13 protein-coding genes are annotated in these 16,435 nt (G+C 72.3%); 3 read left to right on the top strand and 10 right to left on the bottom strand.

What is annotated here, in order from left to right; translation table 11 throughout:
• Positions 1 to 104: 104 nt before the first annotated feature.
• Together M1L56_RS03510 and M1L56_RS03505 are read right to left on the bottom strand one after the other, a co-directional pair.
• Positions 105 to 1,265, bottom strand: a complete 1,161-nt coding sequence (locus tag M1L56_RS03510; RefSeq protein WP_248598177.1) for a cystathionine gamma-synthase — start codon at positions 1,263 to 1,265, stop codon at positions 105 to 107.
• 9 nt (positions 1,266 to 1,274) lie between these two features.
• Positions 1,275 to 2,648 (bottom strand): cystathionine beta-synthase, encoded by a 1,374-nt coding sequence (locus M1L56_RS03505; RefSeq protein WP_067950657.1) that lies wholly within the window; start codon positions 2,646 to 2,648, stop codon positions 1,275 to 1,277.
• A 244-nt stretch (positions 2,649 to 2,892) separates the two neighbouring features.
• Here M1L56_RS03505 and M1L56_RS03500 point away from each other — a divergent pair, with 244 nt between their 5' ends.
• Together M1L56_RS03500 and M1L56_RS03495 are read left to right on the top strand one after the other, a co-directional pair.
• On the top strand, positions 2,893 to 3,564 hold the full coding sequence (locus M1L56_RS03500; RefSeq protein WP_248598176.1) for a DUF3105 domain-containing protein: 672 nt from the start codon (positions 2,893 to 2,895) through the stop codon (positions 3,562 to 3,564).
• Positions 3,561 to 4,247, top strand: coding sequence for a DUF305 domain-containing protein (locus M1L56_RS03495; RefSeq protein WP_248598175.1), 687 nt, complete (start codon positions 3,561 to 3,563; stop codon positions 4,245 to 4,247). Before M1L56_RS03500 ends, M1L56_RS03495 begins: the two co-directional genes overlap by 4 nt.
• Before the next feature lie 7 nt (positions 4,248 to 4,254).
• On the opposite strand, the gene M1L56_RS03490 is transcribed toward M1L56_RS03495, so the two are convergent.
• From M1L56_RS03490 to M1L56_RS03480, 3 genes are read right to left on the bottom strand one after another with little or no spacing between them, the layout of a single operon-like run.
• Positions 4,255 to 4,578, bottom strand: coding sequence for a P-II family nitrogen regulator (locus M1L56_RS03490; RefSeq protein WP_067950663.1), 324 nt, complete (start codon positions 4,576 to 4,578; stop codon positions 4,255 to 4,257).
• Positions 4,575 to 7,280, bottom strand: coding sequence for a putative inorganic carbon transporter subunit DabA (locus tag M1L56_RS03485; protein ID WP_248598174.1), 2,706 nt, complete (start codon positions 7,278 to 7,280; stop codon positions 4,575 to 4,577). Before M1L56_RS03485 ends, M1L56_RS03490 begins: the two co-directional genes overlap by 4 nt.
• Positions 7,277 to 8,740 carry a proton-conducting transporter membrane subunit gene (locus tag M1L56_RS03480; protein ID WP_248598173.1) on the bottom strand — a complete coding sequence of 488 codons (1,464 nt, stop codon included), beginning with the start codon at positions 8,738 to 8,740 and terminating at the stop codon, positions 7,277 to 7,279. The genes M1L56_RS03485 and M1L56_RS03480 overlap by 4 nt, the downstream gene beginning before the upstream one ends.
• Positions 8,741 to 8,828: 88 nt before the next feature.
• Between M1L56_RS03480 and M1L56_RS03475 the strand changes: the two genes are divergently transcribed.
• The gene (locus M1L56_RS03475; RefSeq protein WP_067947908.1) at positions 8,829 to 9,143 is read left to right on the top strand and encodes a winged helix-turn-helix domain-containing protein; all 315 of its coding nucleotides are present in this window, start codon (positions 8,829 to 8,831) and stop codon (positions 9,141 to 9,143) included.
• Between the two features lie 28 nt (positions 9,144 to 9,171).
• On the opposite strand, the gene M1L56_RS03470 is transcribed toward M1L56_RS03475, so the two are convergent.
• The 5 genes from M1L56_RS03470 to M1L56_RS03450 form a co-directional block, all read right to left on the bottom strand.
• Positions 9,172 to 11,118, bottom strand: coding sequence for an ABC transporter ATP-binding protein (locus tag M1L56_RS03470; protein ID WP_374255784.1), 1,947 nt, complete (start codon positions 11,116 to 11,118; stop codon positions 9,172 to 9,174).
• 84 nt (positions 11,119 to 11,202) lie between these two features.
• Positions 11,203 to 12,879: an alkaline phosphatase D family protein gene (locus M1L56_RS03465; protein WP_248598172.1), complete on the bottom strand. Its 1,677-nt coding sequence runs from the start codon at positions 12,877 to 12,879 to the stop codon at positions 11,203 to 11,205.
• 131 nt (positions 12,880 to 13,010) lie between these two features.
• A complete protein-coding gene (locus M1L56_RS03460) occupies positions 13,011 to 13,994 on the bottom strand; it encodes a carbohydrate ABC transporter permease (protein WP_248598171.1) in 984 nt (327 codons plus the stop codon).
• Positions 13,991 to 14,962 (bottom strand): carbohydrate ABC transporter permease, encoded by a 972-nt coding sequence (locus M1L56_RS03455; RefSeq protein WP_248598170.1) that lies wholly within the window; start codon positions 14,960 to 14,962, stop codon positions 13,991 to 13,993. The genes M1L56_RS03460 and M1L56_RS03455 overlap by 4 nt, the downstream gene beginning before the upstream one ends.
• Before the next feature lie 90 nt (positions 14,963 to 15,052).
• On the bottom strand, positions 15,053 to 16,390 hold the full coding sequence (locus tag M1L56_RS03450; protein WP_248598169.1) for an ABC transporter substrate-binding protein: 1,338 nt from the start codon (positions 16,388 to 16,390) through the stop codon (positions 15,053 to 15,055).
• Between the last annotated feature and the right edge of the window lie 45 nt (positions 16,391 to 16,435).

Genomic DNA, 16,435 nt, shown 5'->3' with positions numbered 1-16,435 from the left:
CCGCCGACGCCGCGCGCTGGCGGGCCTGACACCCTTGCGCGAGATCCTGCCAACGGTGGTGGGCGGTCTCGGTACGCGGCTCCGCCGCTACTCGACCAGCGACGTCAGAGCCGGGCCAGCGCCTGGTCGATGTCGCCGAGCAGGTCGTCGACGTCCTCGATGCCGACCGAGAGGCGCACGATCGACTCGGGCACCTCCGCCTCGGTGCCCTTCACCGACGCGTGCGTCATCTCCGACGGGTAGTTCACCAGGGACTCGACGCCGCCGAGCGACTCGGCGAGCGTGAACAGCTCGGTCGACTCCGCGAACCGGCGCGCCGCCTCGCCGCCGCCGGCGAGCTCGATCGACACCATGCCGCCGAAGCCCGACATCTGCCGTGCCGCCAGCTCGTGCCCGGGGTGCGACGGCAGGCCCGGGTACAGGACGCGCGCGATGCCCGCGTGCTCCGAGAGCCGCTCGGCGATCGCGAGCGCGTTGCGGCTGTGCCGCTCCATCCGGATGCCGAGGGTCTTGATGCCGCGCGTCGTGAGGAACGCGTCGAACGGGCTCGACACCGCACCCGCGGCGAACTGGGTGAACCCGACGCGCTCCGCGAGCTCTTCCTGGCCGGCCGCGAACACGAGGCCGCCGCCGACCACGTCGGAGTGGCCGCCGAGGTACTTCGTGGTCGAGTGGATGACCACGCCCGCCCCGAGCGCCAGCGGCTGTTGCAGCGCCGGGCTCGCGAACGTGTTGTCGACCACGACGAGCACGCCCGCCTCGTCGCCGAGCTCGGCGAGCGCCGCGACATCCGAGATCTTCATGAGGGGGTTCGACGGCGTCTCGACCCAGAGCACCTTGGTCGTGCCGAGCTCGATCGCCGCCCGCACCGCGTCGAGGTCGCTCGTGTCGACGGTGGTGTGCCGCACGCCCCAGTCGCCGAAGATGCGGCGGATGAGCCGGTGCGTGCCGCCGTAGACGTCGTTGCCGATGACGACGTGGTCGCCGGGCTTCAGGGCGGTGCGTAGCAGCGCGTCCTCCGCGGCGAGGCCCGACGCGAACGACAGGCCGCGGATGCCGCCCTCGAGGGCCGCGAGCTGCGTCTCGAGCGCGGTGCGGGTGGGGTTGCCGCCGCGCGAGTACTCGTAGCCGCCGCGGAGCCCGCCGATGCCGTCCTGCGCGTAGGTCGAGGTGACGTGGATGGGCGGGATCACCGCGCCGGTCGTCGGGTCGAAGTCCTGCCCGGCGTGGACCGCGCGGGTGTCGAAGCGTGCGTCGCTGTTCATCTGGGGTCCTTACGAGGAGAGGTACGAGAGCAGGTCGGTGCGCGAGATGACGCCGAGCGCCTTGCCGCCGTCGGTGACGAGCATGGCGGGCGCGGTGCCGAACGCCTGGCGCGCGGTCGCGACGGGCTCGTTCACGCCGATGAGCGGCAGCGGCTCCCCCACGACGGTGGACACCTCGTCGGTGAGCTTCGCGCGGCCGGAGAACACCTGCTCGAGCAGTTCCTCCTCGTGCAGGGCGCCGACGACCTCGCCGAGCACCACGGGCGGCTCGGCGGCGAGCACGACGAGCTGCGAGACCCCGGACTGCGTCATCCGGTCGATCGCCTCGCGCACCGTGTCGTTCGGGTGCACGTAGACGAGCGGTGCCGTGCGGTCGGCCTTGGCCGACAGGATGTCGCGGATCGTGTGCCCCGCGGGCGCGTTGCCGAAGCCGTACGCGCGCATCCACTTGTCGTTGAAGATCTTGCCGAGGTAGCCGCGACCCGAGTCGGGCAGGAGCACCACGAACACGTCGTCGGCCGTGACCTCGGGCCGGGACGCGGCCTTCAGCGCCGCGACGACGGCCATGCCGCTCGACCCGCCGACGAGGATCCCCTCCTCGCGCGCGAGGCGCCGGGTCATCTCGAACGACTCGGCGTCGGACGCCGCGATGATCTCGTGCGGCACGCTCGGGTCGTACGCGCTCGGCCAGAAGTCCTCGCCGACGCCCTCGACGAAGTAGGGCCGGCCCGTGCCGCCCGAGTACACCGACCCCTCCGGGTCGGCGCCGATGATCCGCACCCGGTCGCCGGAGACCTCGCGCAGGTACCGGCCCGTGCCGGTGATCGTGCCGCCCGTGCCGACGCCCGCGACGAAGTGGGTGATGGTGCCGTCGGTGTCGCGCCAGATCTCGGGGCCGGTCGTCTCGTAGTGCGACCGCGGCCCGTTCGGGTTCGAGTACTGGTCGGGCTTGAAGGCGCCCGGGATCTCGCGCGCGAGCCGGTCGGAGACGCCGTAGTACGACTCCGGGCTGTCGGGGGCGACCGCGGTCGGCGTCACGACGACCTCGGCGCCGTATGCCGTGAGGACGTTGCGCTTGTCCTCCGACACCTTGTCGGGGCAGACGAAGATGCACTTGTAGCCGCGCTGCTGCGCGACCAGGGCGAGCCCGACGCCGGTGTTGCCGGACGTCGGCTCGACGATCGTGCCGCCGGGCTTCAGCTTGCCCTCGCGTTCGGCCGCGTCGATGATGCGGGCCGCGATGCGGTCCTTCGAGGAGCCGCCGGGGTTCAGGTACTCGAGCTTCACGAGCACCGTGGCCGGGGTCACCCCCTCGGTCACGTGGTTGAGCTTGACGAGGGGCGTGTCGCCGACGAGGTCGGTGATGTGCTGCGCGTACTTCATGCCGGTGTTCTGTCCTTGGTGTGGATGGGCGTCGAGCGGCGCCGATCGGCGCGCGACGCGAGGAAGGGGGTCGCCTGCCTAGCGACGACAGCAACACCGGGGCGAGAAGCTCACCCGGCAAGCCTACCGGGTGGCGGATGCCGCGTGGCAGGCCCGGCTCGCGGCATCCGTCGGCGCCCTCTCTGGTGTTCTCCCAGTCCCATGCGTTTGGATGATGGGTGATCCCCGTCAGGAAAGGCCACTCGTGACCACGCCCCCGTCCGGAAAGAAGCTCACCGTCAAGCAGCAGCGCGCAGCGGAGCGCGAACGCAAGCTCGAGGAGTTCAAGAAGCGCGAGGCGCGCATGAAGCGCAATCGCCGTATCGCCATCGGGGCGTCGCTCGCCGCCGGTCTCGCGATCGTCGCGCTCATCGTCACGACCGTCGTACTCACGCCGCAGCGCCCGAGCTACACCGCCGGCGGCGAGGGCGTCGAGATCGACGGCGTCGAGACGTTCCAGAATGCGTCCGAGCACGTCGAGGGCGTCGTCGACTACGAGCAGACCCCGCCCGCGGGCGGCCAGCACAACCCGGCCTGGCTGAACTGCGGCATCTACGAGGAGCCTGTCCCGAACGAGAACGCCGTGCACTCCCTCGAGCACGGCGCGATCTGGGTGACCTACGACGCCGACGCGCTCTCCGAGAGCGAGCTCGAGACGCTGCGCTCGAAGCTGCCCGGCACGTACGTGATCCTCTCGCCGTTCGAGGGCCTGCCCTCGCCCATCGTCCTCAGCGGATGGAACGTGCAGCTGCAGGTCGACGAGGCCGACGACCCGCGCATCGGCGAGTTCCTCGAGGAGTACTGGCAGAGCCAGAACGTGCCCGAGCCGGGCGCGCTGTGCACGGGCGCGATCGACGGCCCCGGCAAGGTGTCGTGACCGACCCCTCCACCGACACGCGGTCGAACGGCGGGGTCGGCCGCTGGGTGATCGTGCTCGCGGCATCCGTGGCGCTCGTCGTCGTGGCCGCCGTCGCGTTCTCGATCGGCCGGCTGTCGACGCTCGGCGACCCGACGCCCGCCAACGCGAGCGCCGAGGCCGGCTTCGCGCGCGACATGCAGGTGCACCACCAGCAGGGCGTCGAGCTCGCGATGATCGTGCGCGACGCGACCGACGACGAGGCCACCCGGCTGCTCGCGTACGACATCGCGACGGCGCAGGCGCAGCAGTCCGGCCAGATGTACGGCTGGCTCGCCGAGTGGGGCCTGCCCCAGGCCGGGCCCGAACCGTCGATGACGTGGATGACGCGGCCCGCCGCCGACGGCTCGCACGACGACCACGGCTCCGGAGACGGCGACGCCCCGGCCCACGAGCCGGGCGAGCCGATGCCGGGCCTCGCGACCCCGGAGCAGATCGAGGAGCTCCGCTCGCTCGAGGGCGTCGAGGCCGAGCGCGCATTCCTCGAGCTCATGATCGCCCACCACCGCGGCGCGGTGGAGATGGCCGAGGCCGTGCTCGCCCGGTCCTCCTACCCGGTGGTCGTCTCGCTCGCCGAGTCGATCGTGCGCAGCCAGGAGTCGGAGATCCGCCTCATGGAGGACATGCTCGCCGCGCGGTCGTAGCCCCGACTCAGCGGAAGTACTCGGGCCGGCTCACGGCCGTGTCGGAGACGAACATCACGCCCGATCCCGCCTCGAGCACCGGTCGGAGCCCGTCGACGAGCGTCTGCGCGCGGTCGGCCGGGACGACGGTGATGAGCAGCGTGAGCGCATCGCGGTCGTTGAAGAGCATCCGCCCGCCGTGGGCGCCGTGGTGGCCGAAGCCCGACACCCCGCCGAGCGCGGTGTAGCCCGTCGCGCCGATCGAGCGCATCAGCGCGGTCACGGCGTCGACCTCCGCGGTGGGGATGACGAGTTCGATCTTGGTCATGGGCGTGAGGCCGTCGATGGTCATGGGTGCTCCTCGGCGTGGACGGGTCGGGTGGGTCGGGGTTCGGTTCGTGCGGCGGGGTGCTCGGCGACCTCGCCGATGCCCTCGCGGGTCCAGCCGAGCGGCCCGTAGCGCAGCCACGGGTCGCGTTCGCCGGAGCGGACGCGGAGCGCGATCCAGCCGCCCTCGAGGAGTCCGCGGACAAGGCTCGAGCGGTCGACGATCTCGCACACGCGCGCGACCGGCGCCTGCACGAACACCTGCAGCCGGACGGGCGCGTGGACCGCACGGCGCCCCACGCCGACCGACTGCCAGGGCAGACCGGTCCGGAGGTCGCCGCCGTAGCCGGCCTGCACCGCGAGGTCGCCGACGACGTTGGCGAGCGGCTTCGGCCCGGCGCCCCATCGGTCGGGGTCGACCGTGGAGGCGAGGTACTGGGCGTTGATCCACTGCGCGACGATCATGGGCGCGGTGAGGATCGTCGCGAGCGCGGCGCCGTCGGGGTCGGCGTCGGGCTCGTAGCTGTGCAGGAAGGTCCGGCGGCCCAGGTCCATCCCGCGCGTGGCGCGACGCGGCGCGACGATGAGCGCGGCGTTGCCGGCGAGGCCCCACTCGGGGTACGCCTCCGACCAGTCGGCGGCGCGCCGCTCGGCGTCGCCCGTGAGCGCGTCGGCCCCGTCGGCAGTGGATGCCCCGTCGGGAGCGCCCGGCAGCGTGGCGAGCCGTTCCCGCAGCGAGGCGGCTCGCGCCGCCGCGAGCAGCTCGTCGCACCGCGCGAGGTCGGCGAGGTGCGAGGCGGGCACGGACCACGGCTCGCACGTCGTGACGCGGTCGGTCACCGTGTCGTGCTCGACGGCGACGAACACGGTGTCCTCCGGCAGCCGGATGCCGCGGGCGGCGAGGCCCGCGCGAGTGCCGGGGTCGTTGAGGATCGCGGCGGCGGCGCGCGCGTTGCTGCCGCCCGGGTGCCCGCCGCAGGCCCCGCAGTGCAGCGCCGACGCGAACGGGTTGTTGACGGTCGCGGCACCGTGGCCGGCGAGCAGCACGAGCCGGGCGAACCCGTCGACGAGGCCCATCATCCGCAGCGCGGCCTCGGCGTAGGCGATCCGCTCGTCGAGCGCGAAGACGGCGTCGGCGTCGGCACGCGTCGCCGGCCGGGCGGCACTGCCGCGCCAGGCCTCGACGAGGCGGCTCCAGCCGACCGGGGCCGCGGTGCGGGCCGCGGCCGCGAGGCCCATGGGCCAGCCCGCGGTCTCGGCGAGCGCATACGGGGCGAGCGTGGAGTCCTTCGTGCGCGCGACCACGGCGGAGGCGGCGGAGCGAGCACGGACGCCGTCGAGGTACCGGGCGGCGCCGGCCGAGTCGGCGGCGAGCTCGGTGACGTCGCGGCGCGGTTCGAGCAGGACCGGGCAGGCGGCGGCGGGCGGGGCCCCGTCGAGGTCGTGCCAGCGCATGGCGACGGCGAAGAACCCGGCGAACCCGAGCGTCTCGACGACGACACCGCTCCGGTCGGCCTCGCGCTCGAGCGCGCGACGCAGGCCCTCGGACCGCGGGTCGATGCAGAACACCGCCTGCGCGAGCGGCCGCGGCGACGGCTCGGCGTCGCGGTCGTCGGCGCGCTCGTCCGCCGCGCGGACGCGAGGCGGGGCGAGGGTGCGCGCGGCACTCCGATCGAGCGCCTCCTGCCAGATCGTGGTGCGCTCCTCGGGACGGACAAGCGAGAGCACGCGCCCGACGGTCGAGCGCGCGGTCGCGTCGTCGCGGTCGAGGCCCAGGCGGTCGAGGACCGCGTCCACCCGTCGGGCCTCCGCCGTCCCCGGGTCGCCGGCACCGTCGCGGGACTCGGGGCGCGTCGGCAGCCCGGCGTGGGTCACGGGCAGGAGCAGCCGCTCGTACGTCGCCCGCACGGCGACGAGGTCCACGAGGTCGATGGCGCGTCCGACGCTCGCGGCGTGGGCGACGTGACCGGCGAGTCCGGGCAGCGCCGTCAGGTGCGCACGCAGGAACCGGTCCGCGTCGTCGCCGAGCAGCCGCCAGTGCGCGAGCGCATCGGCGATCGCGTCCTCGGGGTGCACCGCGAGTCGACGGATGCCGCGGCGCACGCGCCGGGGAACCCACGGGTCTCGCGCCGCGAGCCGCTGCCAGGCGGGCCAGAACGCCCCGTGGCGCATCGGCGACCAGGTGCTGCTGCCGCTGCCGAGGTAGGCGGTGACCCACCGCAGCACGAGGTCGTCGACCCGTGCCGCGACGCGGGCGTCCACCGTCTCCGCGGGCGTCGCGAGCTGCCGCTCGGGCGCCGGCGCAGGCGGCGCCGCGACGAGGTCGGCGAGCAGGATGTCGGCGACGGCGAGGCCGTGCCGGCCGGGGCTCGGCGACCGCCGCTCGCGGTCGCGGGCCTCGGTGACGTGGCGTTCGAGGGCGCCGCGGAGGTCGGCGTCGTCGATGCCACCGTCGCGGTGGCGGGTGCGGAACCCGGGCTCGTCGAGGGTGAGCCGGGTGCCGTGCTCGGTCGCGACCCGCGCGGCCGCCTCGTCGAAGCTCCAGCGCTCGTACCCCGCGAGCGGGTTGCGGGCGATGAAGGCCGTGAGCGGTCGATGCGGGGCGACGACGCGGTCGGCGGCGGCCACCATGCCGCGGAGCACGGCGCGCCGGGCGGCGGGATTTGGCTCGCCGTCGACGCGGGCGGTCGGCGGGGTCGCGGGGCTGGTCTCGGGCTGGTCGGTCATGGACGGCTCCCGTACTCGGAGGGGACGGCGGATGCGGGCCGGCGGCGGTCCGCCGCCGGGAGGGGCGGGCGCGCCCAACCGAGCGCGAACGCGTACAGGGCGGCCGCGGCCCGGCTGCGGCGCAGGGCGAGCGCGAGGAGCGCGAGCACCGCGGCGACGGCGAGCACCACGGGCCACGGCAGGGCGCCGCCGGGGGCGTCGAGGGCGAGCCAGTCGCCGAACGCGTGGGTGACGAGCACGTAGGCGACGCCCACCCCGGCGGCCGCGGCGGCCAGCGCCCAGGCCACGCCGGGGCGTCCGGCGAGCCCGCCGAGCGCGCCGCCGGCGGCGACGGCCACGGCGAGGACGGTGAAGAGCAGCATGGCCGCCGAGGCGGCGGTCGCCCCGCCGAGTGCGAGCGCCGCAGCGACCGGCGCCAGCGCGGCGACGGCGACGGCGCCGATCCGGACGGCGGGGTCGAGCGTTCCGGAGCGGGCCGGGGCGGGATCCGTCGTCTCGGGCTTCGGCACGACCGTGCCGGAGCCGAGGAACAGCGCCGCCTTGAAGAGCCCGTGGGCCATGACGTGGAAGATCGCGAGGTACCAGGCGCCGATCGCGCAGGCGAGGAGCATGAAGCCCATCTGCGCCGCCGTCGAGTGCACGAGCCGGCCCTTGACGTCGGGACGCGTGAGCATGGCCGCGCCCGCGATCACGACCGTGATCGCGCCGGCGGCGCCCGCCACGAGACCCGCGACGGGGCTCGGCAGGTCGGCCGTGCGGAGCAGGAGGACGGCGCCCGCGTTGACGAAGCCGGCGTGCAGCAGCGCGGAGACGGGAGTCGGCGCCGCGAGCGAGGCGGGGAGCCAGCCGTGGAAGGGGACGGCCGCGGCGCGGGAGATCGCGGCGAGCGCCACGCCCGCGCCGGCCAGCGCGGCGGTGGCCGGGGCCACGTCGGCGAGCCCGCCGAGCGCGGATCCACCGACGTCGAGCCGGACGGCGACGACCGCCAGCCACAGGCCCGCGTCGCCCACCAGGAGCGCGACGGCGGCGCGACGACGGGCGATGCGCGCCTGCCCCCAGTCGCCCGCGTGGCCGAGGAGCGCGATCACGACGACCGTGCCGGCGGTCCACGCGAGGGCGATGGCGACGAGGTCGGCGGCGGACGCGACGAGACCGGAGGCGGAGGCGAGCCACGCGGCGAGCGCCGCGAAGCGCCCGGCGGCGGGGTCGCCGCGGAGGTTGGCGCGCGCGAAGCCAAGCACGAGCGCGGTGACCGCCAGTACGAACACGACGAGCACGGCGCCGACGCGGTCGCCGTCGCGCAGCGTCGCGTCGAGGAGCGCGGCGAGGGCGACGAGCGCGGCGGCGATGCCGCCGCGCAGCGCGATGCGGACCGCGGTCGCCGGGCGGCGGATGGCGGCGCTCGTCGCGATCGCGGTGGCCGCCTGGACGGCGAGGGCGGCGATGAGGAGGAGCGACATGCGAAGCAGATTACCGGCGTTGTTCTTCGCATGTCAAACCATTCCGGTCTTTTGTTTCTGGTTATGTCGAGCGGGGTAGCATGGGCGCATGAGCGGATGGACGTTCCTCACCAACCACGCCCACGTGCTCATCTGCCTCGCCCGCGACCCCGAGATCCGCGTCCGCGACATCGCCGACGCCGTCGGCATCACCGAGCGCACGGCGCAGGGCATCATCACCGACCTCGTCGACGCGGGCTACGTGCACCGCGAGAAGGACGGGCGGCGCAACCGCTACGAGACGGTCGACGAGCTGCCCCTCCGGCACCCCATCGAGTCCGACCACCGCATCGGCGAGCTCCTCGAGGTGCTCGCCGCCACCCGGACCGACTCGAGCGCCGACACCGGGCCACGGGCCGGCTGACGACCCGTCCCCCTCGGCGCGCCGGCCGTCAGGAGGGCGTGACCGGGACCTCGGGCCGCTCGGCCTGCTGGCGGTACAGCGACGCGTACACGCCGCCCGCGTCGATGAGCTCCGCATGCGTGCCGCGCTCCGCGATGCGCCCCGCGACGATCACGAAGATCACGTCGGCCCCCACCACGGTCGACAGCCGGTGCGCGATCGCGATCGTCGTGCGCCCGCGCGACGCGTCGTCGAGCGCCTGCTGCACGACCCGCTCGCTGATCGTGTCGAGCGCACTCGTCGCCTCGTCGAGCACGAGCACGGCCGGGTCCTTGAGCAGGACCCGCGCGATCGCGATGCGCTGCTTCTCGCCACCCGAGAGCCGGTAGCCGCGCTCCCCCACCACGGTGTCGTACCCCTCGGGGAACGACGCGATCGTCTCGTGGATGTTCGCCGCGCGGGCCGCCGCCTCGAGCTCGGCGTCCGTGGCATCCGGCTTGGCGTACCGCAGATTCTCGGCGATCGACGCGTGGAACAGGTACGTCTCCTGGCTCACGATCCCGATGTGCGACATCAGCGAGACCTGCGACAGGTCGCGCACGTCGACCCCGGCGAAGCGCACCGCGCCGCTCGACGCCTCGTACAGCCGCGGCACCAGGTACGACACCGTCGTCTTGCCCGCCCCGCTCGGACCCACGAACGCCGCGAACTGGCCGGGCTCGATCTCGAACGACACGTCGTCGAGCGTGGGCCGCTGGTCGTCGTCCGCGTCGGGGTACCGGAACGAGACGTGGTCGAACTCGATGCGGCCGAGCAGCGGCCGGCCCGCGGCATCCGTGCCCGTCGGCACCTCGCGCGCGTCGGGCCGGTCGGTGATCGCCGGCTTCAGGTCGAGGTACTCGAAGATGCGCGCGAACAGCGCGCTCGAGGTCTGCAGGTCGAGCGCGACGCGCATGAGGCCCATGAGCGGGAAGAGCAGGCGTGCCTGCACCGTGGTGAACGCGACGATCGTGCCCGCCGTGATGTCGGCGCCGCCCGTGATGAGCCAGCCGGCGACGAGGTACACGATCGCCGGGATCGACGACATGAAGATCGACACCATCGCGAAGAACCACTGGCCCGACATCTGCTGGCGGACCTGCAGCGAGATCTGGTTGCGGTTCTCGTCGGCGTACCGGTCGATCTCGCTCGCCTGCCGGGTGAAGCTCTTCGAGAGCAGGATGCCGCTGACCGACAGCGTCTCCTGCGTGATCGCGGTCATCTCCGACAGCGACTCCTGCGTCTTCGCCGCGATGCGCGCCCGCACCTGGCCGACCCGCCGCTGCGCGATGACCATGAACGGCATGAGCACGAGCGCGATGAGCGTGAGCTGCCAGTTGAGCAGCAGCATCGCCACGAACGCCGAGATCACCGTGACCGTGTTGCCGAGCACGCTCGACACTGTGTTGGTGAGCACGGATGCCACGCCGCCGACGTCGTTCTGCAGGCGCGACTGGATGACGCCCGTCTTCGTGCGCGTGAAGAAGCTGAGCTCCATCGACTGGAGGTGGCTGAACAGGCGCACGCGCAACGCGCCCATGACCTTGTTGCCGATGGTCGCGGTCAGGTACGTCTGCCACACCCCGAGGAGCGCCGACACCAGGAAGACGGCGATCATCGCGCCGACGATCCACGCGAGGGCCTCGAGGTTCGGCGGGGCGATCCCGCCCGCGCCGTCCGTCGGGAACAGCGCCTCGTCGAACGCGCGCTGGGTCAGCAGCGGCGGGATGACGCTGAGCGCCGCGCCGACCAGCACGAGCACGACCGTGACCGTGAGGGCCGCCTTGTGCGGGGCGAAGAGCTCGACGATGCGACGGAACAGGTGGGGGATCTTCGGCGCCGCCGCGTTCTCGGCGCGCTGGGCCTCCTCGTCGGCGCTGGAGATGCGCCCCCGCGGGCCGGGACCGCGGCCCGGCCTCCCGACCGAGCCCCCCGCTCCCCCGCCGTGCATGCTCATGGATTCACCCTAAGCGGCGCCTCCGGCACGCCGGCCGGGAGGGGCCGCCCGAACCGGGGTGTTCGCCGAGGGCGAGCGCGCCGTTCAGCTCGCGGTGATCGCCCGGTCGCGCGCGGCCGGAACGAGGACCGACGCGACCTCCTCGAGGCGCGGGTCGCGCTCGCGCCCGCCCTCCACCACGCCGCGGTGCCACGTCATGGCGAGGCCGTCGGGCTCGTCGCGCAGGAGCGCCAGGTTGTTGTCGAACCACGGCCCCTCGACGGTGCGCCAGCGGAACGGCGGATCCGGGACTTTCGCCGAGCGCGCGACGAGCGCACCGACCGGGGTCGCCACCCCGTAGGAGGTGACCACCGTGAACCAGCGCAGGACGCGCGGCAGTGGATTGCGCACGGGCGAGCACACCGCCTGCACGATGCGGCTGCCGCCGTCGCGCTCGACCTCGGCGATATAGGAGTAGTGCACGTCGCCGGACAGGAAGGTGACGCTCTCGGGCGCCGGGCCCCGTTCGCCGTCGGCCAGCTCGGTGATCATGCGCGCGACCGCCTGGAAGCTGTTCTGCCAGGCGGCCCAGTGCTCCAGGTCGACCGCCTGGCGCAGCCGCTCGCCGATCCACGCCGCCGGGCGGCCCCACGCACCCTGTGAGATCGCCTCGTCCCAGGCCTCGACGTGGTGCAGCCCCATCGGGAGTAGGTACGGCAGCGAGGTGGCCACGAGCACGTGACGGATGCCGCCCCGCATCCGCTCGTCGAACCACTCCAGCTCCGGCGGGTCGACCAGTCCGCGCGCATCCGGTCGCAGGTCGCGGGCCGCGCGCGAGTCGACCACGACGAGGCGGATGTCGTCGAAGTCGCGGCTGTAGCTGAACCGGTACGTCGTCGGGTCGGCGTCGACGCGCTCGGCGAACTCGTCGACCGCCTGCGTGAGATCGAGCTCCGCATCACCGTCGTGCGACGCCACGCGCTGCCAGAGCGGGTCGGCCGCGCGCTCCTCGGGCGACAGGTTGCCGAGGTGCTGGTAGACCCAGTACGATCCGAGCCCCGCGACGATGCGCCCGTGCCACCACGAGGTGGCCTCCATCTTGCGCTTCCAGTCGAGCGACGCGTTCCAGTCGTCGCGCACGTCGTGGTCGTCGAAGATCATCGCGCTCGGCACCGTCGACAGCAGCCACCGGTTCGCGTCATCCGACCAGGCCAGCCGGTAGAGGTGGGCGTACTCCTCGTAGTCCTTGAGCTCCTTGCCGGGCGGCTCGCGGAGGCTGCGACGCGCACGGATGAACTCCTGCATCTCCTTCGACGTCGAGTCGGCGTACACCTGGTCGCCGAGGAAGAGCACGAGGTCCGGCCGCGGCTGCTCGTCGGCGGCGAGCGAGAGGGCGAAGGCGCGCAGCGCATCGACGCCGTGCGTCCGGTTGCCCGAACGGTCGTGGGGCACGCTCGTGCGGCACGAGCCGAACGCCATCCGCAGGGGGCGACCGGGCTCGCGCGTCGCGATCACCGGCGGCGGCCGATCCGACCCGTGCTCGGTCCACACCGTCGCCCCGTCGAACCGGACCTCGTACGCCAGCTCGGAGCCGGCCTCGAGGCCGTCGACCTCGACGAGCGCGTAGTGGTGGCCGTGCACCGCGAACGTGCGCGTCGACCACGACCGGCCCCCCGCGTGCACCGCGACCACGCCGCCCGCGCGCGTCTCGACCCAGATGCTCGCGGATCGCTCGTCGACGTACCGGAGCATCGGTCCCAGCAGGAGCGGGGAGCTCGCCATGGTCCTGTTCTACCCTGCGCGATCCGTCGTGACCATGGGTTGCGCCGGCTCGATCGACGGCGAAGGGGCGGGTGCCGAAGCACCCGCCCCTCCGAGGCGTCCGAGCGGATGCCTCGGCATCCGCCCGCCCGTCAGCCCTTCGTCGAGCCCGCCAGCAGGCCGCGCACGAAGTAGCGCTGCAGGCTGAAGAACACGATGAGTGGAACGACCAGCGAGACGAAGGCCGCCGCCGTGAGGCGTTGCCACTCCTGGCCGCGACTGCCGACGAGCTCCGCCAATCGCTGGGTCAGCGGTGCGGTGTCGGCGGTGCCGTCGGTGAAGATGAGGGCGACCAGCAGGTCGTTCCACACCCACAGGAACTGGAAGATCGCGAACGACGCGATCGCCGGAAGCGCCAGCGGCAGCACGACCCGGAAGAAGATCTGCGAGTGGCTCGCGCCGTCGACGCGCGCCGCCTCGATGACCTCGCCCGGGATCTCCGAGATGAAGTTGTGCAGCAGGAAGATCGCGAGCGGCAGCGCGAACACGGTGTGCGCGATCCACACCGGGAGGAAGCTGTCGTCGGGCAGGATCGGGATGACCTCGTTGATCTGGCGCTGCCACGGGAGGATCGTCGACGAGAAGATCTGCAGCAGCGGGATGAGCGCCATCTGCAGCGGGACGATCTGCAACGCGAACACCAGGACGAACAGCGCCGCCGAGCCCTTGAACTTGATCCACGCGAACGCGTACGCCGCCATCGACGCGATCACGAGCGGGAAGATCGTGGCCGGGATGGCGATGACGAGCGAGTTCACGAAGTAGGACCCGAGCTGCGGAGCCGAACCCGACGCCGAGAACAGCACCTCCTGGTAGTTCTCGAGCGTGAAGCCCGGGTTCTCGAAGATCGTCCACCAGCCGGTGGTCTTGATCAGCGGCTCCGGGCGGAACGACGAGATGAACAGGCCGAACGTCGGGATCGTCCAGAGGACGGCGATGATCAGCGCCACGGCCGTCGCGGTGCGCGAGGTGAGCCGACGCTTGACGCGCGCGGCCTTCGGCTCGCGCATGACGTCGAGCTCGAGTTCCCCCTTGCCGCCGGCGACGGGGAGGTCGGCGGGTGCGACGCTGCTCATCGGATCTCCCTCTGCTTCCTCAGGATGTTCACGTTGTAGATGACGATCGGCAGGACCATCAGGAAGAGGATCACGGCGAGCGCCGCGCCGCGTCCGGCCTCATTGGCCCGGAACGCCTGCGTGTACATCTCGTTCGCGACGACGGAGGTCTCGAAGTTGCCCGCCGTCATGGTGCGGACGATGTCGAAGACCTTCAACGTGGCGATCGAGATCGTCGTGACGACGACCACGAGCGACCCGCGGATCGACGGGATCGTGACGTTGGTGAACCGCTGCCACGCGTTGGTGCCGTCGAGCTCGGCCGCCTCGATCTGCTCGGTCGGCACGCCCTTGATGGCCGCCGACAGGACGACCATGGCGAAACCGGTCTGCACCCAGATCATCACGACGATCAGGAAGAAGGTGTTCCACGGGGCGTCCTGCAGCCAGCGCACCGGCTCGCCGCCGAGTCCGGTGACGATGGCGTTCAGCAGGCCGATCTGCTCCTGGTTCGGTCCGCGGTACTCGTACACGAACCGCCAGATCACGCCGGCGCCCACGAACGAGATCGCCATCGGCATGAACACGAGCGACTTGTAGACGCGCTCGCCGCGCGCCTTGTCGATGAAGACCGCGTAGGCCAGGCCGATCACGGTCGACAGCAGCGGCACGAGGATCACCCAGATCAGCGTGTTGCGGATCGAGATGAGGCCCGCAGGCTGCGTGAAGGCCCAGACGAAGTTGTCGAGCCCGATGAATTCACCGGCCTTGTTCGCGAAGGCGAGACCCGTGGTGCGGATCGCCGGGTAGATCAGGCCGAACCCGAGCAGCAGCGCGGTCGGGAGCAGGAACCCGGCCAGCTGCCAGTAGTCGCGACCGCGCTTGGGTGCGCGGTCGACGAAGAAGAGGATCAGCCCGATGATCGCGGCGAAGACGGCGACACCCAGGATCACCACGAAGATCTTGCCGATGAGGTCGGCGGTCGTCATTGCACTCCCTCCTCGTTGAGGAAAAGGGGGCCGCGCGATGGTCGCGCGACCCCCCGTTGGTTGATGGTAGGACCCGAATGGGCTCGATGGCTACTGCGGCCAGCTCGCTTCGATCCGGTCCACCACCGCCTGGGTGTCCTCACCGCTGATCCAGGACACGATGCCCTTCCAGAACGAGTCCGAACCGACCGCGCCCGGCATGATGTCGGAGCCGTCGAAGCGGAACGTGGTGTTCTCGTCCTGCAGGATCGCGTAGGCCTCGCGCAGCAGGTCGCTCGAGAGGTTCTCGGGGTCGACACCGCTGTTGGCGCTGATGACGCCGCCCTCGGAGACGCGGTTGTTGGCCCACAGCGGGGTCGACAGGTACGTCTGGAAGGCCGCGACCGCCTCGGAGTCGGTGAACGCGCCGACGATCTCGCCGCCGCCCGTCACGTCAGCCGCGCCCGCCTCCTGGCCGGGGGTGATGAAGGCCCAGATGTCGCCGTCCTCGGCCACCGTCGTGCCCTCGGGCCAGAGGCCCTCGTAGAACGAGGCCTGGTGGTGCATCGCGCACTGGCCGTCGAGGATGGTCCAGCCGCCCTCGTTGAACGTGATGTCGTTGATCGAGCGGACGTCGCCGTAGCCGCCGTTCACGTAGTCCGGATTCTTGAGGATGTCACCGGCCGCGTCGAACGCCTCGACGATCTGCGGGTCGTTGAACGGGATCTCGTGCGAGGTCCACTGGTCGTAGACCTCGGCGCCGTGCAGGCGGAGCACCATGTCCTCCACCCAGTCGGTGCCGGGCCAGCCCGTGGCCTCACCGGAGCTGAAGCCGGCGCACCAGGGCTTGTCGACCGCGCCCGACGACGCGATCTCGTCGGTCAGGGCCATCAGGTCGTCGAGCGTCTCCGGCTGCTCCCAGCCGTTCTCCTCGAACATCGAGGGCGAGTACCAGACGAAGCCCTTGACGCTCGCCATCAGCGGCGCGCCGAGGAAGGTGCCGTCGACCGTGCCGAAGCCCTTCCAGTCCTCGGCCCAGTACTCGTCGACGTTCGCCTCGACCTCGGCGGGAGGAGCGACGAGGTCGTCGGCGAAGGTGGCGAACAGGCCGGGCTGCGGGAAGATGCCGAGGTCGGGCGCGTTGTCGCCGTCGACGAGGACGCGGACCTGCGCCTCGAACTCCTGCGTGCCCTGGTAGGTCACGTCGATGCCGGTGCAGGTCTCGAAGTCGGCCCACGAGGCCTCGAGGCGCTCCGCCTCGACCTCGACGATGGTGCCGTAGACGCTGACCTCTTCGCCGTCGAACGTGCCGTACTCCTCGTAGTCGGAGCAGTCGGTGTCTGCCGCGTCCTCTGCCGCGATGTCACCCGTACAGGCCGTCATGGTCAGCCCGAGGGTCGCCGCCGCTGCGATCGGAACGATCCAGCGACGATGCCGAATGGAACTCATCTCTCATCTCCTCGTCGAGTGGTGCGAGTCGGTGCAGGGGCGGAA

This window comes from Agromyces sp. C10, assembly GCF_023217995.1.
Taxonomy (GTDB): Bacteria; Actinomycetota; Actinomycetes; order Actinomycetales; family Microbacteriaceae; genus Agromyces; species Agromyces indicus.
This window is presented reverse-complemented; position numbering and strand designations above follow the sequence as displayed.